This is a genomic window from Pseudomonas sp. NFX183, assembly GCF_047943075.1.
Lineage (GTDB): Bacteria > Pseudomonadota > Gammaproteobacteria > Pseudomonadales > Pseudomonadaceae > Aquipseudomonas.
On record NZ_CP181333.1, the window covers coordinates 5,770,341 to 5,791,710 of the forward strand.

Genomic DNA, 21,370 nt, shown 5'->3' on the forward strand with positions numbered 1-21,370 from the left:
CGCGGAAGTTAACCACAAACGGGCGAAGCTACCTATGGCCGGGCGTAAATTGTCACGCGGGCGCCCGATTAACAACGGCTATGGTTTAATTGCGCGCTTTTCGCCCGCCCTTCAAGGAATTCGTTGTTGATGAATCAGCCCGCCACCAAAGTCCTGGTCATTGGTTATGTCTGGCCGGAACCACGCTCCTCGGCCGCCGGCGGGCACATGATGCAGATATTGCAGAGCTTCCTGGACCAGGGCTGGGACATCACGTTCAGCAGCCCGGCAACCGTGGGCGAGCACAAGGCCGACTTGCCGGCGCTGGGCATCACCGAATGCGCCATCCAGCTCAATAACAGCAGTTTCGATGATTTTATTCGTGAGTTGGCCCCGGATATCGTGGTGTTCGACCGTTTCATGATGGAAGAGCAATTCGGCTGGCGCGTGGAGAAATGCTGCCCGGACGCCCTGCGCGTGCTGGAAACGTCCGACTTGCAGAGCTTGCGGGACGCTCGCCACCAGCGTTTCAAGGACCACCTCAAGGCCCACCCCGAGAGCGATGACTTCAGCGCACTGTTCAATCCAGCGTTAAAGGAAGAATTCCGGCGGATGGCCGACACCGACCTGGCCAAGCGCGAGATCGCAGCGATTTACCGCTGTGATATCAGCCTGGTGATCTCCGACGTGGAAATCCGCCTGCTCACCGAACAGTTCAAGGTGCCCGCCGCCCTGCTCCACGGGTGCCCGTTGATGCTGGAACCGCCGACCGAACCCTTCGCACCGTTCGAGGACCGCGCGCACTTCCTGAGCATTGGCAATTTCCGCCATGCGCCCAACTGGGATGCGGTGTTGTGGATGAAGAGCAGCCTGTGGCCGCTGATCCGTCAGCAATTGCCAGGAGCACAGTTACATATCTACGGTTCCTACACCCCGCCCAAGGCCACGGCATTGCACAACCCGGCGCAGGGCTTTCATGTGATGAACTGGGCCGAAGACGCCCTGCAAGTCATGGGCGCCGCGCGTATCTGCCTGGCACCGCTGCGCTTCGGCGCCGGGATCAAGGGCAAGCTGATGGACGCAATGCTCTGCGGCACGCCGAATGTCACCACGCCCATCGGCGCCGAAGGCATGGGTGATGAGCAACCGTGGCCGGGTGCGGTCGAACACAGCGCGCCAGCCCTGGCAGCGGCCGCCGTGGCGCTGTACCAGGACCGCGAACGGTGGACCCAGGCCCAGGAGGATGGCCGCCGCCTGCTTGCCCGCCGCTACGACAAGGCCCTGCACGGCCCGGCGCTGGTGCAATGCCTGGAGCAGTGCCGCCTCCAGCTCGCGGCCCATCGCCGGGACAACTTCACCGGCAGCATGCTGCGCCACCATGCGCATAAAAGTACGCAGTACATGTCCCAGTGGATCGAGGCCAAAAACCGCAGCGTGTAAACACCGAGGCTGGCGAGGTCGCGCGCAAGGGGGCATTATCCTTGGCAGCAACCACAATAAAGCGACGGCAGCATGACCCGAGCAACGCGAGTCACCGACCCTTCCTACGAGCTGATGGACGATCACAACGGTCTGTCCATCATCTATCGCCAACACGGCTTCCCCTGCCCGCTGGTGCGCTGGCATTTCCACAAGGAATACGAGCTGCACTTGATTGTCGCCAGCTCCGGCAAGGTATTTATCGGCGACTACATCGGCAATTTTTATCCGGAAAGCCTGTTCCTCACCGGCCCCAACCTGCCCCACAACTGGATCAGCCAGGTGGAGGAAGACGAGGTCGTGCCCAAGCGCGACATGCTGGTCAACTTCACCGACGAGCTGTTTGAGGGCGGCAGTCAGATCTTTACCGAACTCAAGAGCCTGGCGCCGTTGCTGGAACGTGCGCAATACGGCATCGAGTTCCGCTGCAAAAAAACCATCGCCCAGGCCATGACGTTGATGCAACGCATCGAAGAGGCCCAGGGCATGGCGCGCCTGGGGCATTTCTTTATCCTGCTGGAAGTGCTGAGCGCGTGTGAGCACTACCAATTGTTGTCTGGCGTGACCACCCCGCAACTGGCGGACGAGCACAGCATCGACCGCACCAACCGCGCGGTGGACTACATTTTCGCCCACTACGCCCGCGAATTGTCGCTGGAGGAAGTCGCGGAATACCTGGGGATGAAGCCGACGTATTTTTCCCGCGTATTCAAACAGGCCACGGGGCGCACCTTTATCGAGTTCGTCAACCGGCTGCGCATCAGCAAGTCCTGCGAATTGCTGGCAGACGGCGATAAAGCCGTGACCGACGTGTGCTTCGAGTCGGGTTTCAACAACATCTCCAACTTCAACCGGCGCTTTCAGCAGCTCAAAGGCATGACGCCCTCCCACTACCGGCGCCTGGCGGTGCAGCGGCTGACGGAACAGAACCTGGCTTAACTGGTTCAGCAAGCAAAGTGATGAGTGCAAAAAAGTATCAGTCCAAGTGCGCCCAAGGATTTGTCATAACCCCATTTGAAGGCTGTAATCAACGCACACTCTTCCTGACTGTTCGTGGGAAGACACAACAACAATAACTGTCCTTCTGTAGCCCCTGGGCGCAGAAATGGAGTGCGCGATGAAGTTCACAGCAAAAACGCTGCTTGCCTGTTCTTGCATGACTGTATGCATGACCCTCAGCGCCGTCAGTTTTGGCGCGCAAACCCTGACCATTGCCACCGTCAACAACAGCGACATGATCCGCATGCAAAAACTCTCGAAGACCTTCGAGACCGAGCATCCGGACATCAAGTTGAACTGGGTGGTGCTCGAAGAAAACGTGCTGCGCCAACGCCTGACCACCGACATCGCCACCCAGGGCGGACAGTTCGACGTGTTGACCATCGGCATGTACGAAGCCGCACTCTGGGGCGCCAAAGGCTGGCTGGAGCCGATGAAAGATCTGCCGGCGTCCTACGACCTCGATGATGTTTTCCCTTCAGTGCGTGACGGTTTGTCCGTCAAGGGCTCGCTGTACGCCCTGCCGTTCTACGCCGAAAGCTCGATCACCTACTACCGCACCGACCTGTTCAAGGACGCCGGGCTGACTATGCCCGAGCACCCGACCTGGACCCAGATCGGCGAATTCGCGGCCAAACTCACCGACAAGACCAAAGAGCAGTACGGCCTGTGCCTGCGCGGCAAAGCCGGTTGGGGTGAAAACATGGCGCTGATCACGACCCTGGCCAACGGCTACGGCGCGCGCTGGTTCGATGAGAAGTGGCAACCCGAATTCAACGGCCCCGAGTGGAAGGACGCGCTGAACTTCTACGTCGACAACATGAAGAAATCCGGCCCGCCGGGCGCTTCCAGCAACGGTTTCAACGAAAACCTGGCGCTGTTCAACAGCGGCAAGTGCGCGATCTGGGTCGATGCCAGCGTGGCCGGCTCCTTTGTCACCGACAAGACTCAGAGCAAGGTCTCCGACCACGTGGGCTTCACCTTCGCCCCGCACGAGACGACCGACAAGGGCACGTCGTGGCTGTACTCCTGGAGCCTGGCGATCCCCACCAGCTCCAAAGCCAAGGACGCCGCCAAGGTCTTCACCAGTTGGGCAACGTCCAAGGAATACAGCCAGCTCGTGGCCAAGACCGACGGCATTGCCAACGTACCGCCAGGCACGCGCAAGTCGACCTACAGCGACGAATACATGAAGGCCGCACCGTTCGCCAAGGTAACGCTGGAATCGCTGAAAGTCGCCGACCCGACCAAACCGACCCTCAAGCCGGTGCCGTATATCGGTATCCAGTTGGTGACCATTCCTGAGTTCCAGGCGATTGGTACCCAGGTCGGCAAGTTCTTCTCGGGCGCGCTGACCGGTCAGCAAACGGTGGATCAAGCCTTGGCCGCCGCGCAGACCACCACCGAACGTGAAATGAAGCGGGCGGGTTATCCCAAGTAAAGCAGGCATCCCCCTGTAAATGTGGGAACTGCTTTATGTGAGAGCTGGCTTGCCTGCGATACAGACACCTCGGTCTTTCTGTTTAAACCGAGTTGATGCCATCGCAGGCAAGCCAGCTCCCACACAAGCCAGCTCCCACACTGACCGCGCTTCGACTCTCGCTCTGCACGTACTTGACTGGTTCTGACCCTATGAATACCACCACTGCCAAAGTGCAAACCGCCGCGCCTGAAAAGCCGCGCAAAAGCCGCCTGGCCAACCCCGGCTGGTTCCTCGTCAGCCCCTCGGTGGCCTTGCTGCTGCTGTGGATGATCGTGCCGCTGGGCATGACCCTGTACTTTTCGCTGATCCGCTACAACCTGCTCTACCCCGGCGAAAACCAATTCGTGGGCCTGGAAAACTTCACGTACTTCATCACCGACTCGGGCTTCCTGCCCGGCGCCACCAATACCTTGCTGCTGGTGGGCAGCGTGCTGTTGATCAGCGTGGTGTTCGGCGTGTTGATCAGCGCCTTGCTTGAGGCCAGTGAGTTTTTCGGCCGTGGCGTGGTGCGGGTGATGTTGATTTCGCCGTTCTTCATCATGCCCACCGTCGGTGCGCTGATCTGGAAGAACCTGATTTTTCATCCGGTGTCGGGGATTCTCGCCGCCGTATGGAAGCTGTTCGGCGCCGAGCCCGTGGACTGGCTGGCGCACTACCCATTGCTGTCGATCATCATCATTGTGTCGTGGCAATGGCTGCCCTTCGCCATCCTGCTACTGATGACCGCCATGCAGTCCCTGGACCAGGAACAAAAGGAAGCCGCACGCCTGGACGGTGCCGGCGCCATCGCGATCTTCTGGCACCTGACCCTGCCCCACCTGGCGCGCCCGATTGCCGTGGTGGTGATGATCGAAACGATCTTTTTGCTCTCGGTGTTTGCCGAAATCTTCACCACCACCAACGGTGGCCCGGGTTACGCCTCGACCAACCTCGCCTACCTGATCTACAACCAGGCGCTGGTGCAGTTCGACGTGGGCATGGCCTCGGCCGGCGGCTTGATTGCCGTGGTCATCGCCAATATCGCGGCGATCATCCTGGTGCGGATGATCGGCAAAAACCTGACTGACAAGCCTTGAGGGCCGCGCCATGACGCTTCAACAATCCCGCCGCCTGCAAAGCCTGTTGCTCGGCACCCTGGCCTGGGCCATCGCGATCCTGATTTTCTTCCCGATCTTCTGGATGGTGCTGACCAGCTTCAAGACCGAAATCGACGCGTTCGCCACCCCGCCGCAGTTCATCTTCACGCCGACGCTGGAGAACTACCTGCACATCAACGAGCGCAGCAACTACTTCGCCTACGCCTGGAACTCCGTGGTGATTTCGTTCAGCGCCACGGCCTTGTGCCTGCTGATTTCGGTACCGGCCGCCTACTCCATGGCGTTCTACGAAACCCAGCGCACCAAGGGCACGCTGCTGTGGATGCTGTCCACCAAGATGCTGCCGCCGGTGGGCGTGCTGATGCCGATCTACCTGCTGGCCAAGAGCTTTGGCCTGCTGGATACGCGCATTGCGCTGATCATCATCTACACCCTGATCAACCTGCCGATTGTGGTATGGATGGTTTACACCTACTTCAAAGACATTCCCAAGGACATCCTCGAAGCCGCCCGCCTGGATGGCGCCACGCTGTGGCAGGAAATGGTCCGCGTGCTGCTGCCGATTGCCAAGGGTGGCCTGGCTTCCACGGTATTGCTGTCGCTGATCCTGTGCTGGAACGAGGCGTTCTGGTCGTTAAACCTGACCTCCTCGAATGCCGCGCCGCTGACCGCGCTGATCGCCTCCTACTCCAGCCCCGAAGGCTTGTTCTGGGCCAAATTGTCGGCCGTGTCGACCCTGGCCTGTGCGCCGATCCTGATTTTCGGCTGGATCAGCCAGAAACAGCTGGTGCGCGGTTTGTCCTTCGGCGCCGTGAAATAACGGTCTTTCAATAAAAAATTCAAAGCGGAGGCCCATCCCATGGCCAACCTGAAAATCAAGAATCTGCAAAAAGGCTTCGAAGGCTTTTCCATCATCAAGGGCATCGACCTGGAAGTGAACGACAAGGAATTCGTGGTCTTTGTCGGCCCCTCGGGCTGCGGTAAATCCACCCTGCTGCGTCTGATCGCCGGCCTTGAAGAAGTCACCGAAGGCACCATCGAGCTCGATGGTCGCGACATCACCGAAGTCACCCCAGCCAAGCGCGACCTGGCGATGGTGTTTCAGACCTACGCGCTGTACCCGCACATGAGCGTGCGCAAGAACATGTCGTTTGCCCTGGACCTGGCCGGCGTCGACAAGAAGCTGGTGGACAGCAAGGTCAGCGAAGCGGCGCGCATCCTTGAGCTCGGCCCGCTGCTGGAGCGCAAGCCCAAACAGTTGTCCGGCGGCCAGCGTCAGCGTGTGGCCATCGGCCGCGCGATTGTGCGTAACCCGAAGATCTTCCTGTTCGATGAACCGCTGTCCAACCTCGACGCCGCCCTGCGCGTGCAGATGCGCCTGGAGCTCGCGCGTCTGCATAAAGAGCTGCAGGCGACCATGATTTACGTGACCCACGACCAGGTCGAAGCCATGACCCTGGCCGACAAAGTGGTGGTGCTCAACAGCGGCCGCATTGAACAAGTCGGCTCGCCGCTGGAGCTGTACCACCAGCCGGCCAACCTGTTTGTGGCAGGCTTTCTGGGCACGCCGAAAATGGGCTTTCTCAAGGGCAAAGTCACCCGCGTCGAAGGCCATGGCTGCGACGTGCAACTGGACGCCGGCACCAGCATCAGCCTGCCATTGAGCGGCGCCACCCTGAGCGTCGGCAGCGCGGTGACCTTGGGCATTCGTCCGGAGCACCTGGAAATCGCCTCGCCCGGCCAAACCACGCTGACCGTCACCGCCGACGTTGGCGAACGCCTGGGCAGCGACACCTTCTGCCACGTGATCACTGCCAACGGCGAGCCGCTGACCATGCGCATTCGTGGCGACATGGCCAGCCAGTACGGCGAGACCCTGCACCTGCACCTGGACCCGGCGCACTGCCATCTGTTCGACACCGACGGCGTGGCCGTGACCCGCCCACTGCGCGCTGCCGCCTGATTTCGTGAGATTTGTGATGAAACTGAATAAACAGAACCTGACCCAACTGGCGCCGCACGTGAAGATCCCGGCCTATGCGATTGCCAGCACCACGCAGGGCATCGCGCATATCGGCGTCGGCGGTTTCCACCGCGCGCACCAGGCGTATTACACCGATGCATTGATGAACACGGGCGAGGGCCTCGACTGGAGCATCTGTGGGGTCGGCCTGCGCGCCGAAGACCGCAAGGCTCGCGATGACCTGGCTGGCCAGGATTACCTGTTCACCCTGTATGAACTGGGCGATACCGACGACACCGAAGTGCGCGTGATCGGCTCGATCAGCGACATGCTGCTGGCCGAAGACGGCGCCCAGGCGTTGATCGACAAGCTGGCCGACCCGCAGATTCGCATCGTTTCGTTGACCATCACCGAAGGCGGCTACTGCATCGACGACAGCAACGGCGAGTTCATGGCCCACCTGCCGCAGATCCAGCATGACCTGGCGCACCCCAAATCGCCGAAAACCGTGTTCGGCTTTATCTGCGCGGCGCTTACTCAACGTCGCGCGGCCGGTGTGCCGGCGTTTACGGTGATGTCCTGCGATAACCTGCCGCACAACGGCGCCGTCACACGCAAAGCGCTGCTGGCCTTCGCCGCCCTGCACAACGCCGAGCTGCACGCGTGGATCAAGGCCAACGTGAGCTTCCCGAACGCGATGGTCGACCGCATCACGCCGATGACCAGCACCGCCCACCGCTTGCAGCTGCATGACGACCATGGCATCGACGATGCCTGGCCGGTGGTGTGCGAACCCTTCGTGCAGTGGGTGCTGGAAGACAAGTTCGTCAATGGACGCCCGGCCTGGGAAAAGGTCGGCGTACAGTTCACCGATGACGTCACGCCCTACGAAGAGATGAAGATCGGCCTGCTCAACGGCAGCCACCTGGCCCTGACTTACCTGGGTTTTCTCAAGGGTTACCGGTTTGTGCACGAGACCATGAACGACCCAGTGTTTGTGGCTTATATGCGCGCCTATATGGACCTGGACGTCACACCCAACCTGGCGCCGGTGCCGGGCATCGACCTGACCGAGTACAAGCAGACCCTGGTGGATCGCTTCTCCAATCAGGCGATTGCCGACCAGTTGGAGCGGGTGTGTTCGGACGGGTCGTCGAAGTTTCCCAAGTTCACCGTGCCGACCATTAACCGTCTGATTGCGGATGGGCGTGAGACCGAGCGCGCGGCGCTGGTGGTCGCGGCCTGGGCGCTGTACTTGAAGGGCGTCGATGAGAATGGCGTGAGCTACAAAATCCCTGATCCGCGCGCGGCGTTCTGTCAGGGACTGGTGAGCGATGATGCGTTGATCAGCCAGCGGTTGCTGGGTGTGGAGGAGATTTTTGGCAAGGCTATTCCCAACTCTCCCGAGTTTGTGGCAGCGTTTGAGCGGTGCTATGCAAGCCTTCGCGATAACGGCGTTACCGCAACCCTGCAGCACCTCCTGAAGAAACCGGCTTAACAATGTGGGAGGGGCTTGCCCCCGATGGCGGTGTATCGGTCAAATGCCTTTCACTGACCCACTGCTTTCGGGGGCAAACCCCTCCCACCGTTGATCGGGTTTTCAATCCAAAACAACAACACTGCTGAGCACTCCACCATGACCCAGCAAAACCTTTACCTTGGCATCGACTGCGGCACCCAAGGCACCAAGGCTATCGTCCTCGACGCCACAAGCGGCAAGGTACTGGGCCTGGGCGCCGCCAGCCACACGCTGATCAGCGGCGCCAATGGCCGGCGCGAACAACATACCCAGGAATGGCTGGACGCCTTTACCGAAGCCACGCACCGCGCCTTGCAGCAGGCCGGCGTGGACGGCCAGGACATCCTCGGCATCGGCGTTTCCGGCCAGCAGCACGGCCTGGTGCTGCTGGATGACCAGGGCCAGGTGCTGCGCCCGGCCAAACTCTGGTGCGACACCGAAACCGCACCGGAAAACGACCGCCTGCTGCAACACCTGGGTGGCGAAAGCGGCTCCCTGGAACGCCTCGGCGTGGCGATTGCACCGGGTTACACCGTGTCCAAACTGCTGTGGACCCGCGAGCAGCACCCGGACGTGTTCGCACGCATCGCGCATATCTTGCTACCCCACGATTACCTCAACTTCTGGCTCACCGGCCGCGCCGTCGCGGAATTCGGCGATGCGTCGGGCACCGGCTATTTCAACGTGCGCACGCGCGAATGGGACGTGGCGCTGCTTCAGCACATCGACCCCAGCGGCCGCCTGCAAGCTGCCCTGCCTGAACTGATCGAGGCGAATCAAAGCGTGGGCACGATCCTGCCCGCCATCGCCGAACGCCTGGGCATCAACCCCAACGCCAGGGTGTCCAGCGGCGGCGGCGACAACATGATGGGCGCCATCGGCACCGGCAACATCGCGCCCGGCGTGATCACCATGAGCCTGGGTTCGTCGGGCACCGTGTATGCGTTTGCCGATCAGCCGACTGTGAGCCCACAAGCGTCGGTGGCGACCTTCTGCTCCTCCAGCGGCGGTTGGCTGCCGTTGATTTGCACGATGAACCTGACCAACGCCACCGGCGTGATACGCGAATTGTTCGACCTCGACCTGGCCGCCTTCAACGCCTTGGTCGCCCAGGCACCGATTGGCGCCGACGGCGTCAGCATGCTGCCCTTTCTCAACGGCGAACGTGTGCCCGCCCTGCCCCACGCCACCGGCAGCGTGCACGGCTTGACCATGACCAACCTGACGCGCGCCAACCTGTGCCGTGCGGTGGTCGAGGGCACTACCTTTGGGCTGCGTTATGGCCTGGACCTGCTGCGCCAGACCGGCCTGCAAAGCCTGCGCATCCGCCTGATCGGCGGCGGTTCAAAAAGCCCGGTGTGGCGTCAGATGGTCGCCGATATCATGAACACCGAAGTCGTCTGCACCGAACAAAGCGAAGCCGCCGCCCTGGGCGCGGCGATCCAGGCGGCGTGGAGCCAGTCCGGCGAGTCCCTGGCCAGCTTGTGCGACAAATGCGTCAGCGTCGACCCGGCCAGCCGCACGCTGCCGGTGGCGGCCAGTGTCACTGCCTACCAACACGCTTACGAGCGCTATCAACAACTCGTGGCAACCCTTTAAGAGCGAACGACTATGTATCTGGTGTGTGGCGAAGCGCTGTTTGATTTTTTCAGCGAGGAGGATGCCAGCGGTCAGGCGTCCAAGGTCAATTACAAGGCGATTGCCGGCGGCTCGCCGTTCAACGTGGCCGTAGGCTTGCGCCGTCTGGGCATCGACTCCGCGTTGTTCGGCGGGTTGTCCAATGATTTTCTCGGCCAGCGCTTGCTGCAAGTGCTCAAGGACGAGGGCGTGAGTGAGCAATTTCTGGTGGAATTTCCCGCGCCGACCACGCTGGCGATGGTGGCTGTGGGCGCCAATGGCTCACCGCAATATAGCTTTCGCGGCGAAGGCTGCGCCGACCGCCAGCTGCGGGTGGTGCATTTGCCCACGCTGGGCCATGAAATTCGTGGGCTGCACATCGGTTCGTTTTCGCTGGTGGTGCAACCCATCGGCGACACGCTGCTGAACCTGGTCAAGCGCGAAAGCGGCAAACGCCTGATCAGCCTGGACCCCAACGTGCGGCTCAACCCGCAGCCGGATATCCAACTGTGGCGTGATCGCGTGAGCGAGTTGGTCAAGCATGCCGACCTGATCAAAGTCAGCGACGAAGACCTGCACCTGCTCTACCCCGACCAGTCGCCGGAAAGCGTGCTGCAAGGCTGGTTGCAGCACCGTTGCCAACTGGTGTTTCTGACCCGAGGCGGCGACGGCGCAACGGTGTTCAGTCGCCAGCACGGCAGTTGGTCTGCACCGGCGGTCAAGGTGGTGATCGCCGACACCGTGGGTGCCGGTGACACCTTCCAGGCGGCGTTGATTGCCTGGCTGACCGAGCAGCAGCTTGATTCGGTAGAGGGTTTGCAACAGCTGTCGCGCGAGCAGATCGACAGCATGCTCGACTTCGCCATTCGCGCCGCCGCCCTGACGTGCAGCAAGACCGGGCCGGACTTGCCGTACCGCGCTCAGCTGGGCTGATTGCCCATGACTGCAGGCCACGTATTTTCGTGGCTTGCAGTCAGCGTCAGGGCGAGTAGAGCCTGCTGACCGCGACGGGTACATCCAACGCGTTGGGCTGTATGTCGGCCAACACCGTGCGCTGGTAAAAAAGATGAAGGTTTTGTCAGCCAAGGCAAAATTAATCGATGGTTAATCCCGCGAGCCGAGAGTGAAGGTGTACCCACTTGCGGAGAACTACCATGAAACTGCGCACTTTGATGCTTGCCGGCGCATTGGCGCTGGCAACCGTCTCGGGCCTGGCCCAGGCAGATACCCAAGCCACAGCGTCCAAACCGGTGCCCTACCAGTACGGCATGCCCATGAACGTTAAAACGGTGATTGCGATGCATGAAACCGACACCAACGTTTGCAAAGTCATCAACGCCGATATCAAGTTTGTCGACACCGCGGGCAAAGTCGAAGACGTCGGCTACCGGAAAATGTCCGAAGCCTGCGATTTCCAGAATTGATTCCTCACACTGGCGACAGAACCGTATTGGGCCTGGCTTCTACCAGGCCCGCAGTTCCCCAGTGACTCAACCTCGCACAACGCCTGATGACTAGCCGCGCCCTCCCACTCTTTGCAGAGCGGGCGAATGGGTGTGCTTGAGGTCTTCACGCAACCCGCTGATCAGGTTGCAAATGGCTCGACTGCTGTCGAGTTTGTCAGCGTTTATACCTTTTACTTCCAAATCCACTCGGTCGCGGTCACGGTCGTCATAGACTTTGATCGTCAACGAAGCATCTTCGGCTTTGGTGCATTCGCACCGTTTAGGCAAGAAACTTCCTTCAATAATACTGCGAAGTTCTAATTCCGAAAGCATGGCCAACCTCTCCTTTCATGAGACTGCCAACAGATTGTTATGTCCGGCAGATGCGTGTCTGCCACGTCTTACCGACCCTGGAAGACGCTTACAATCACCAGCGTACTCGGCAAAATCCATTCTCGTTGTAACTTTTCCTCATAAGCGGCACGCGCGGTTATATAAGTCTGGGAACTGCGTGCAAATTCTCGGCGAACAGCGTTGATTAAACGGTTATGCACTAATTTGAACCCTGCGCTGCGACTCTTTCTGCAACATGTCGCAAACTATCAAAGTTGATATTTGCCCCGGAATTCACCGCCACCAAGGTTTGCCCACGCAGCGCGTTTTGCGCCACGTACTTGCGGATGCCCGCTACCGCCAGTGCCCCGGATGGCTCGGTGATGGAACGCGTATCGTCATAGATCAACTTGATCGCGCTGCACAGCTGGTCGTTGCTGACAGTGATGACTTCATCCACCCAGTCGCGGCAGATTTCAAAACCATAAGCGCCGATCTGCGCCACGGCCGTGCCGTCGGCGAACCCGTCCACGCTGGGCAACACCACGCGCTCGCCCGCGCGCAGCGCCGCCAACAGGCAGCTGGACCCCTCAGGCTCGACACCGACGATGCGCACCTGGGGCCGCAGGTATTTGACGTACGCCGCGATCCCGGCGATCAAACCGCCGCCGCCCACCGGCACGAAGATCGCGTCCAGCGCGCCCTGTTGCTGGCGCAGAATTTCCATCGCCACGGTGCCCTGGCCGGCGATCACAACCGGGTCATCGAACGGCGAGACAAAGGTGCAACCCGAGGTCTCGGCCAATTGCAGGGCATGCGCCAGGGCAAACGGAAAGCTCTCACCGTGCAGCACCGCCTCGGCGCCTCGGGAGCGAACGCCGAGCACCTTCAGCTCAGGCGTGGTGCACGGCATCACAATGCTTGCCTTGATCCCCAATTCGCGCGCCGCCAGCGCTACACCTTGGGCGTGGTTGCCCGCCGACGCCGTCACCACGCCCCGCGCCTTTTGCGCCTGCGTGAGCTGCACCAATTTGTTGTACGCCCCGCGGATTTTGAAAGAAAAAGTCGGCTGCAGGTCTTCGCGCTTGAGCAACACCTGATTGCCCAGCAATGCCGAGAGCGCCGGTGCCGCTTGCAAGGGCGTGCGCACTGCCAGGTCATATACCGGGGCGGCGAGAATCTTTTTCACATAGTGTTCAAGCAATGCCGTATCAGCGGTGTGGGGGACGGGGCACATGCTCATGGGTATCTCCTGGCTTTTTTACAGGGCCCTGAGACGGAAAAACAAAACCCGCCTCTAGGGCGGGTTTGGGTACAGCCGTGTGCTATCCCGCCAAATGAGGAATGGCGGTAATAATGCTTGGCTGGCTGCGGAAGGCTTGAAATGTCATGTCACGAAATTAACCGCCACTCACCGGCCACGTCAATGCCCAACCAACCTTTATCCGGCAGGGGTTTACGGACAGCATACGAAACGTATACGCTTTGTATATCAACACCACACAGTGAACGTCATGGGCATCGTCAAGATCACCGACCAATTGCACGAACAACTTCGCCTGGCCAGCGCTGCCATGGACCGCTCCATTAACGCCCAGGCCGAGTTCTGGATCAAGATCGGCCTGCTCGCCGAACTCAACCCACACCTGCCCTACAACGAGCTGATCAACAAGCTGTTGCTGGACAAGCCCGACCTGATCCGGGGGCGCAGTTGATGATCAAGACCGCCGCCCAACTGGCAGTGATGCGTGAATCCGGACGCCTGCTGGCCCAGGTTTTCGACATGCTTGACGGCTTTGTCGCCGCCGGCCGCTCCACCCTGGAGCTGGACAGCGCCGTCGAGGCGTTCATTCGTAACGACCTCAAAGCCCGCCCGGCAAGCCTGGGGCAATATGACTATCCCTTCTGCATCAACACCTCGATCAACGAGGTGGTGTGCCATGGCATGCCCAGCGCCAAGGATATTCTCAAGGACGGCGACATCATCAACATCGACATCACCCTGGAAAAAGGCGGTTTTATCGCTGACGCCAGCAAGATGTACATGATCGGCACCGTGGCGCCCAAGGCGCGGCGCCTGGTGGAACAGACCTTTGAAGCCATGTGGGCTGGGATTCGCCAAGTCAGGCCCGGCGCGCGCCTGGGTGATATCGGCCATGCAATCCAGAGCCATGCGCAGGCCAACGGCTACAGCGTGGTGCGCGAATACTGCGGCCACGGCATCGGCCGCCAGATGCATGAAGAACCGCAAATCCTCCACTTCGGCCGCCCCGGCACCGGCCTGGAACTGCGTGAAGGCATGGTGTTTACCATCGAGCCGATGCTTAACCAGGGCAGCGCCAAGGTGCGCGACTTGAAAGATGGCTGGACGGTGGTGACCAAGGACAACAGCCTGTCGGCGCAGTGGGAGCATACCGTGGCGGTAACGGCCGACGGGTTTGAGGTGCTTACCTTGCAGGTAGCGGATTGAAGCGTGTAGATGTGGGTGTGGCGGCTGGTGCTGGGGCATACCCATTTTTGGGGTGACGGCAGTTGAGTGGTTAGATCACAAGCAAAGCCGAGGCGGCCTGATTTTGGAAGCTGAACCCACTCTAATGTGGGAGCTGGCTTGCCTGCGATGGCATCAACCCGGAGTACCTGATGGACCGAGGTGCCTGCATCGCAGGCAAGCCAGCTCCCACAGAAAAGCCAAGCACTGCGGTGCTGGCAGCTGAACTCGGTCAACTTGTGGGAGCGGGCTTGCTCGCGAAGGCAGTGTGTCAGCTACACATGAGTTGACTGAACCACCGCATTCGCGGGCAAGCCCGCTCCCACAGTTGGATCTCTGTGCATCAGGTAGATGGGGGTCGTGTGTACTCGGCCAGCTCCCACAGAAAAGCCAAGCACTGCGGTGCTGGTAGGTGAACTCGGTCAAATTGTGAGAGCGGGCTTACCCGCGAAGGCGGTGGGTCAGTCAACTCATGTGTAGCTGACACACTGCCTTCGCGAGCAAGCCCGCTCCCACATTTTTGGATCGGATGACATCAGGGTGATGCGCTGTGGAACGCAGGCCCCCAGCGTAGAACCAAGCGGGCCTTACCGCAGCAACGGCTAGGTACTCACACCACACTTGCCCCGCCCGCGATTCGCTTGAGCCCAAGCACCATCAAGCCGGCCCCCAACGCCATCGCGGCCATCAGCAGCGGGTACGACACCCACCACGGCGTACCCGCCGTCATCATGCTGAACTCCGACATGCCACCCACACTGGCAATCAGGTTAAGCGGCAGGAACACCACGTTAATCAGGGTCAACTTGCGCAGCAGGTTGTTCATGCTGTTGTTCATCAGGTTGCCACGCGCGTCGATCAATCCGGAAAACACATTGGAATAGATCTCCGCCTGCTTGTAGCACTGATGGTTTTCGATGATCAGGTCGTCGATCAACCCTAGGATCTCGGCACTGAAATGCTCTTTTTCAGCATGATTACGCAGCCGCGACAGCACCGCGCCGTTGCTGTGCAGCGCATTGATGTAATAGATCAGGCTTTCGCTGAGGCTGAACATCTGCATCAGATGATGGTTGCTCATCGACGCGTTGAACTGTTGCTGCAATTCGCGCGCAACCAGCTTGATCACCTTGAGGTGGCCCAGGTAGTGGTGGATTCTGTTGAGCAACAAATCAAGCAGCACATCCAACGGCGTGTGCAGCGGCCGGCGCGCGCCGAGCCCCGACAGCGGGGTTTCATCGGTGGCAATCACCAGCAGGCGATCCTGCGAAAACAACAAGCCGCACGACGACACCTCAAACACCAGGCTGCCGCCGCCGGAGTAGTTTTCCGGGCGTTTCCAGATCAGGAACAGGTTGTCGGGGTGAAATTCGATGCGTGACACTTCATCCGGGTCAAGGGCCGAGGCCAGCGCATGTTCATCCAGCTTGTGGCGGTCGCGCAGCCATTCACGTTCGGCCAGGTCCGGGTTGTTGAACAACATGATCGGCGCATCATCACCTCCTGCGCCGCACAACTTTCCACCGGTCAATTCAAAGCGCTGGATCATCGCGCGTCACCACACCTGGCCCTGGCGCTTCAACTCCAGGCGCCGCACGAACTCCTCCAGCACCAGCGCGTACAGGTCGTCTTGCAGGTAGGCGTCTTCGATACCGGCGTCCATGTTCGGGTTGTCATTGACCTCGATCACCACCACCTTGTCGCCGGACTGCTTGAGGTCAACACCGTAAAGGCCGTCGCCGATCAGGTTGGCGGTCTTCACCGCCAGCTCCACCACCGCCTTGGGCGCTTCGTGGACCGCCAGGGTGCGGCATTCGCCGTTGATGTCCTGGCCGATAGCCTTGTGGTTGTAGATCTGCCAATGACCCTTGGACATGAAGTACTGGCAGGCGAAGATCGGCTTGCGGTTGAGTACACCGATGCGCCAGTCGTACTCGGTGTAGAAAAATTCCTGGGCCAGCAACAGCACCGAATGCTCGAACAATTCAGCGGTGGCCTTGAGCAACGCCTCCTGGCTTTCCACCTTGATCACACCGCGCGAGAAACAGCCGTCGGGGATCTTCAACACCAGCGGGAAGCCCAGGCGCTCGCCCACCCGCTCGAAATCTTCCGGTCGCTCCTTGTACAGAATCTCGGTGGCCGGCATGCCCAGTTGGTGGCTGTTGAGCAGGTCGGTGAGGTACACCTTGTTGGTGCAGCGCAGGATCGACGCCGGGTCATCCATCACCACCAGGCCTTCGCTCTCGGCCTTTTTGGCGAAGCGGTAGGTGTGATTATCGACGCTGGTGGTCTCGCGGATCAGCAAGGCGTCGTACTCGGCGAGGCGCGAGTAATCCTTGCGCTCGATCAGTTCCACATCGATGCCCAGGCCCTTGCCGACCCGCACGAAGTTTTCCAGGGCGCGGGCATTGGAGGGCGGCAATTGCTCCTGCGGATCGTGCAGGATGGCCAGGTCGTAACGGGCCAGCCTGCGTGAACGCGGTTGGCGCCAGATCTTGCGGCTGAAGTTGTCCAGAGCGTGGGCAAACTGGTCTTCCTGGTCATCACGCAACTTGTGCAATACGCCGGATTTGACCCCTTCGATGTGCCAGCCGTTATTCTTGCGAAACTCAACTAACAGAATCGGGCACGGGAAGGTTTCAAACAACTGACGGGCCAACTCCTGCAACGGTTCTATATTGGTCAGGCCAAAGTAAAGTGTCAGGGTAAAGCCTTCGGTATTGCTGTAGAGGTGATGACTCAAGGCTTTATCGAGGGTTTTATCCAGGTCATCCAGCGACAGGCCATACAGCGACTTTTTCGTCAGTTCACTGATGGTGCGCACCGACGGAATCACCTTGTGCCCGCGCGCCTCGGCCAACAGCGAGCAGTAATAACCATGCCCCAGGTATTTATAGCTGCGGCACAGGTTGATCACCTGCACGCGCTTGCCCGTCTCGCTCTCGCGGGTTTGTTCAAGGTATTCCTGCGCGGTGACGATGTCTTCGCTGGGAAAGTAGGAGGCCCAATCTTCCTTGCGCTCGACAATGATCACGACTTGACTGGAGCCTTTAAGGGGAGCAGAAAAATAACCCGTGGAAGTTATTGTCGCCGCGACAGTTTGCTCGGATACTTCACGCCAATGACTTTGTACCGCCGACATAATATTTGATCCGCTTTAGAGAACTCGACCTTTTCTATTAAGCACGATCTTTTAGAGAAGTCCCGTTTCGTTACGCAACTTTTACGGCGGTCATATGGCTCTTTCCTTTCGCGTTGCAACCCCCGCTGACGTGCCCGAACTGGTGGCACTGGAACAGCACTGTTTCACCACCGACCGGCTCTCGCCGCGCAGTTTCCAGTGGATGATCAGCCGCGCTCATGGCCAGTTGCTAGTCGCGGAAAATGACGGCGTTTTGCTCGGTTACGCCTTGGTGCTGTTCCATCGCGGCACCTCACTGGCCCGCCTGTATTCCATCGCCATCGCCGAACACGCACGCGGCATGGGCCTGGGCAAGCAGCTGCTTTCGCGCATCGAAGCCTGCGCCGTGGCGCATGATTGCGCCTACCTGCGCCTGGAAGTGCGCACCGACAACCCCGGCGCCCTCGCCCTGTACGAGCGCAATGGCTACCGGCGCTTCGCGCTGATCAATGACTATTACGAAGACCATGCACCGGCCCTGCGCCTGGAAAAACGCATCGTCCAGCACCAGGACGCGCGCCCGCAAAACGTGCCGTATTACCAGCAAACCACCGACTTCACCTGTGGCGCCGCGTGCCTGCTGATGGCCATGGGCGCACTGGTGCCGACGCGCGTGGCCGGGCGGCGCGAAGAGCTGCAAATCTGGCGTGAAGCCACCACGGTGTTCATGACCGCCGGCCACGGCGGCTGCAGCCCGCAAGGCTTGGCCCTGGCGGCGTGGCGTCGGGGCTTTCGCGTACGCATGCAGGTGAATGTGCGCGGCCCGCTGTTTCTGGACGGCGTGCGCGACCAACATAAAAAGGACGTCATGCGCCTGGTGCACGAGGCGTTCGAAGAAGAACTGGCCGGCAGCGACGTCGAGCAGGTGTTCGGCGGCGCGTTGGATTTGCCGCAGGTACTGCGCGATGGCGGGCAGCCGCTGGTGTTGATCAGCAGCTACCGCCTCACCCGCTCCAAGTCGCCACACTGGGTGATGGTCACCGATTGCGACGACGACTTTGTCTACCTGCACGACCCGGATGTAGACCACAGCCAGCACCGCCAGCCCCTGGACTGCCAGCACTTGCCGGTCAGCCACGGGGAGTTCGAACGCATGTGCCGCTTTGGCAACAACAAGTTGCGCGCGGCGGTGGTGCTGTTCAAGCCACTTGCTTGATCCCGGCCTTGGCTTCCAGCTCACGTACCAGCGGCAACACGCGTTTGCCGAAGTACTCGACTTCCTCCTGGAAGTGCAGGAAGCCCGCCAGCACCAGGTCCACGCCCACGGCCTTGAGCGCGACGATGCGCTCGGCAATTTGCTGCGGTGTGCCGATCAGGTTGGTCTTGAAGCCGTCGTTGTACTGCACCAGGTCTTCGAAACTGGATTTGGCCCAGTTGCCCTCGCCTTCCGGTGAGGCTTTGCCGGCCTGCTTGGCCGCGTCACCAAAGGCATTCACGGCCTCCGGGTCGGCCTTGTCGATGATCTCGGCGAGCACCGCGCGGGCTTCTTCTTCGGTGTCGCGGGCGATCACAAAGGCGTTTACGCCGACTTTGACCGAATGGTTATTCGCCGCCGCCTTGGCGCGAATGTCATCGACCTGAGCCTTGATGCCTTGCGGGGTGTTGCCGTTGGTGAAATACCAGTCCGACACGCGCGCCGCCATGTCCCGCGCCGCGCGTGAGCTGCCGCCCTGGAACACTTCCGGCTGGCCCAGGGGCTTGGGCTTGAGGGTGTAATTGTTGAAGCGGTAGAAGTCGCCCTTGAAGGTGAAGTCGTCCTGGGTCCAGATGCCTTTCAACGCGCGGATAAACTCCTCGGAACGGCGATAACGCTCATCGTGCTCCAGCCAGGGTTCGCCGATGGCCTGGAACTCGCCCTTGAACCAGCCACTGACGATGTTCACCGCGATACGGCCATTGGTCAGCTGGTCGATCGTCGCCAGTTGCTTGGCCGCCAAGGCCGGCTGCCACGGGCCGGGCAAGATGGCCGCGATCACCTTGAGCGTGGTGGTCGCCGCCAGCAGCGCATGGCTGAAGGCTACGGATTCATGCTGGTTCTCCGCGCCGTAGCCGGCGGTGAAGCGAATTTGCGTGAGGCCGTATTCAAAACCGGCCGCTTCGGCCAACTGCGCCAGTTTGCGGTTGTAGTCGATGCCCCAATGGGTGCGTTGCTCGATCTTGCTGACCACCAGCCCACCGCTGACGTTGGGCACCCAATAGGCAAATTTCACGGCTTGCTGACTCATCTGGCAGTACCTCGCACGAAGGGATGTTCCAGGGCTAGAGCAGCAAGCGTGCCAGGCCGGTGCAAACGCCCTGGCCATGGGCGTCGCGGTAAAAATCCCCATCTCACAGGGCTGAGCTGTCAATGTCATGGATTACACCGATTTGTCGATCCGCTGTTGCCGGAGCAACAGTGAATGGCTTTCATCCCCCGCAAACACGGGCTGCAGCCATCGGCACGAACTGTGCAATCACCCAAGGACTGATACTGCCAAGGAGCTGCCCCCCATGACCGAACAACACGTCATCAACCCGCTGTCCACGGGTGTCGATTACCCCACGTTGGCCGCGCGTTTTCGGCCGATCTTCCAGCGCATTGCCGCAGGTGCGGTAGCGCGCGAACAGACCCGCGCCCTGCCCTATGAACCGATCCAATGGCTCAAGCAGGCCGGCTTTGGCGCCGTGCGGGTGCCGGTGGAATACGGCGGCGGTGGCGCGTCGCTGCCGCAGTTGTTCGAGTTGCTGATCGAGCTGGCCGCTGCCGATTCGAATGTGCCCCAGGCGTTGCGCGGGCATTTCGCCTTCGCCGAGGACCGTCTGAATGCGCCACCCAGCGCTGGCCGCGACCTGTGGTTCAAGCGCTTTGTCGAGGGCGACATCGTCGGCTGCGCCTGGACCGAAATCGGCAATGTGGCCATCGGCGAGGTGGTCACTCAGGTGAGCCCCGACGGCGATAAATGGAAACTCAACGGTGAAAAGTTCTACAGCACCGGCAGCCTTTTCTCCGACTGGATCGACGTGTACGCCCAGCGCAGTGATACCGGCGCCGATGTGATCGCCGCCACCCGCACGCGCCAGCCTGGCGTGGTGCAAAGCGATGACTGGGACGGCTTTGGCCAGCGCACCACGGGCAGTGGCACCAGCCGTTTTACCGATGCTGTGGTGGACGCGGAAAACGTTATCGACTTTGCCACCCGGTTCAAGTACCAGACCGCGTTTTATCAGCTGGTGTTGCTGGCGAGCCTGGCCGGGATTGGTCGTGCGGCACTCAGCGACGTGGCTCATCAGGTGCGCAGTCGCAAACGCATTTACAGCCACGGCAATGCCGCGCATGTCAGCCAGGATGCGCAGGTTCAACAAGTGGTGGGTGAAGTGGCGGCGCTGGTGTATGCCGCCGAGGCCAGTGCGTTGAAGGCTGCGGTGCCGGCGCAACAGGCATACCTGGCGCGGTTTGCCGGGGATGAGGTGGCCGAGCGGGAGGCGAATGTGGCAGCCGAGATTGAATCGGCGACGGCACAGGTGGTGGTGTCGGCGCTGGTGCAGCGGGCCACCACGGAGTTGTTCAATGCGCTGGGGGCGTCGGATGTGCGCCAGGGTAAAGCGCTTGATCGCCACTGGCGCAATGCCCGGACGGTGTCGTCGCATAATCCGGTGATCTACAAGGCGCGGATTGTGGGGGATTGGGTGATTAACGGGACTGAGCCGCCGTTTGTGTGGCAGATCGGGAATGGACCGGCCAAGGGGTAGGCTTTTTGATCGCTCAGGGTTGGGGGTATATCCGTTGGTTGGATGATGGCTGAGATAG

19 protein-coding genes are annotated in these 21,370 nt (G+C 60.6%); 14 read left to right on the forward strand and 5 right to left on the reverse strand.

The window, feature by feature from the left end; all coding sequences use genetic code 11:
* Positions 1-129: 129 nt before the first annotated feature.
* From ACM530_RS26910 to ACM530_RS26955, 10 genes are all read left to right on the forward strand, one after another.
* The gene (locus ACM530_RS26910) at positions 130-1,419 is read left to right on the forward strand and encodes a glycosyltransferase (protein ID WP_416363616.1); all 1,290 of its coding nucleotides are present in this window, start codon (positions 130-132) and stop codon (positions 1,417-1,419) included.
* 72 nt (positions 1,420-1,491) lie between these two features.
* A complete protein-coding gene (locus ACM530_RS26915) occupies positions 1,492-2,397 on the forward strand; it encodes a helix-turn-helix domain-containing protein (RefSeq protein WP_416363617.1) in 906 nt (301 codons plus the stop codon).
* Positions 2,398-2,614: 217 nt separating this feature from the next.
* Positions 2,615-3,898 carry an ABC transporter substrate-binding protein gene (locus ACM530_RS26920; RefSeq protein WP_404488404.1) on the forward strand — a complete coding sequence of 428 codons (1,284 nt, stop codon included), beginning with the start codon at positions 2,615-2,617 and terminating at the stop codon, positions 3,896-3,898.
* A gap of 191 nt (positions 3,899-4,089) precedes the next feature.
* Positions 4,090-5,016: a carbohydrate ABC transporter permease gene (locus tag ACM530_RS26925; RefSeq protein WP_106577881.1), complete on the forward strand. Its 927-nt coding sequence runs from the start codon at positions 4,090-4,092 to the stop codon at positions 5,014-5,016.
* A gap of 10 nt (positions 5,017-5,026) precedes the next feature.
* Positions 5,027-5,857: a carbohydrate ABC transporter permease gene (locus ACM530_RS26930; RefSeq protein WP_016968929.1), complete on the forward strand. Its 831-nt coding sequence runs from the start codon at positions 5,027-5,029 to the stop codon at positions 5,855-5,857.
* Between the two features lie 39 nt (positions 5,858-5,896).
* Positions 5,897-7,000: an ABC transporter ATP-binding protein gene (locus ACM530_RS26935; protein ID WP_416363618.1), complete on the forward strand. Its 1,104-nt coding sequence runs from the start codon at positions 5,897-5,899 to the stop codon at positions 6,998-7,000.
* Between the two features lie 16 nt (positions 7,001-7,016).
* Complete coding sequence (locus ACM530_RS26940; protein ID WP_242197165.1) at positions 7,017-8,498, forward strand: mannitol dehydrogenase family protein; 1,482 nt, start codon at positions 7,017-7,019, stop codon at positions 8,496-8,498.
* A gap of 138 nt (positions 8,499-8,636) precedes the next feature.
* Positions 8,637-10,118, forward strand: a complete 1,482-nt coding sequence (gene xylB / locus ACM530_RS26945) for a xylulokinase (protein WP_416363619.1) — start codon at positions 8,637-8,639, stop codon at positions 10,116-10,118.
* A 12-nt stretch (positions 10,119-10,130) separates the two neighbouring features.
* Complete coding sequence (locus tag ACM530_RS26950; RefSeq protein ID WP_416363620.1) at positions 10,131-11,069, forward strand: carbohydrate kinase family protein; 939 nt, start codon at positions 10,131-10,133, stop codon at positions 11,067-11,069.
* Positions 11,070-11,290: 221 nt separating this feature from the next.
* Positions 11,291-11,560, forward strand: coding sequence for a DUF2790 domain-containing protein (locus tag ACM530_RS26955; protein WP_416363621.1), 270 nt, complete (start codon positions 11,291-11,293; stop codon positions 11,558-11,560).
* Positions 11,561-11,650: 90 nt separating this feature from the next.
* Here the strand turns inward: ACM530_RS26955 and ACM530_RS26960 are convergent, their stop codons facing one another.
* Together ACM530_RS26960 and ilvA are read right to left on the reverse strand one after the other, a co-directional pair.
* Complete coding sequence (locus ACM530_RS26960; RefSeq protein ID WP_145165664.1) at positions 11,651-11,914, reverse strand: DUF1652 domain-containing protein; 264 nt, start codon at positions 11,912-11,914, stop codon at positions 11,651-11,653.
* 220 nt (positions 11,915-12,134) lie between these two features.
* Positions 12,135-13,157: a threonine ammonia-lyase, biosynthetic gene (gene ilvA, locus ACM530_RS26965; protein WP_416363622.1), complete on the reverse strand. Its 1,023-nt coding sequence runs from the start codon at positions 13,155-13,157 to the stop codon at positions 12,135-12,137.
* Between the two features lie 271 nt (positions 13,158-13,428).
* Between ilvA and ACM530_RS26970 the strand changes: the two genes are divergently transcribed.
* Both ACM530_RS26970 and map read left to right on the forward strand, forming a co-directional pair.
* Entirely contained in the window at positions 13,429-13,629 is a 201-nt protein-coding gene (locus ACM530_RS26970) for a ParD-like family protein (protein WP_003190946.1), read from the forward strand.
* The gene (map, locus tag ACM530_RS26975) at positions 13,629-14,384 is read left to right on the forward strand and encodes a type I methionyl aminopeptidase (RefSeq protein ID WP_416363623.1); all 756 of its coding nucleotides are present in this window, start codon (positions 13,629-13,631) and stop codon (positions 14,382-14,384) included. The genes ACM530_RS26970 and map overlap by 1 nt, the downstream gene beginning before the upstream one ends.
* 628 nt (positions 14,385-15,012) lie before the next feature.
* On the opposite strand, the gene ACM530_RS26980 is transcribed toward map, so the two are convergent.
* Both ACM530_RS26980 and ACM530_RS26985 read right to left on the reverse strand, forming a co-directional pair.
* Complete coding sequence (locus ACM530_RS26980) at positions 15,013-15,951, reverse strand: magnesium transporter CorA family protein (RefSeq protein ID WP_416363624.1); 939 nt, start codon at positions 15,949-15,951, stop codon at positions 15,013-15,015.
* Between the two features lie 6 nt (positions 15,952-15,957).
* Positions 15,958-17,544, reverse strand: coding sequence for a RimK family protein (locus ACM530_RS26985; protein ID WP_416363625.1), 1,587 nt, complete (start codon positions 17,542-17,544; stop codon positions 15,958-15,960).
* Between the two features lie 94 nt (positions 17,545-17,638).
* Between ACM530_RS26985 and ACM530_RS26990 the strand changes: the two genes are divergently transcribed.
* A complete protein-coding gene (locus ACM530_RS26990; protein WP_145165669.1) occupies positions 17,639-18,739 on the forward strand; it encodes a GNAT family N-acetyltransferase/peptidase C39 family protein in 1,101 nt (366 codons plus the stop codon).
* Here the strand turns inward: ACM530_RS26990 and sfnG are convergent.
* Entirely contained in the window at positions 18,723-19,808 is a 1,086-nt protein-coding gene (sfnG, locus tag ACM530_RS26995) for a dimethylsulfone monooxygenase SfnG (protein WP_242197192.1), read from the reverse strand. The two genes, ACM530_RS26990 and sfnG, sit on opposite strands and share 17 nt — an antisense overlap.
* A 265-nt stretch (positions 19,809-20,073) precedes the next feature.
* Here sfnG and ACM530_RS27000 point away from each other — a divergent pair, with 265 nt between their 5' ends.
* Positions 20,074-21,312 (forward strand): acyl-CoA dehydrogenase family protein, encoded by a 1,239-nt coding sequence (locus ACM530_RS27000; RefSeq protein WP_416363626.1) that lies wholly within the window; start codon positions 20,074-20,076, stop codon positions 21,310-21,312.
* Positions 21,313-21,370: the final 58 nt, after the last annotated feature.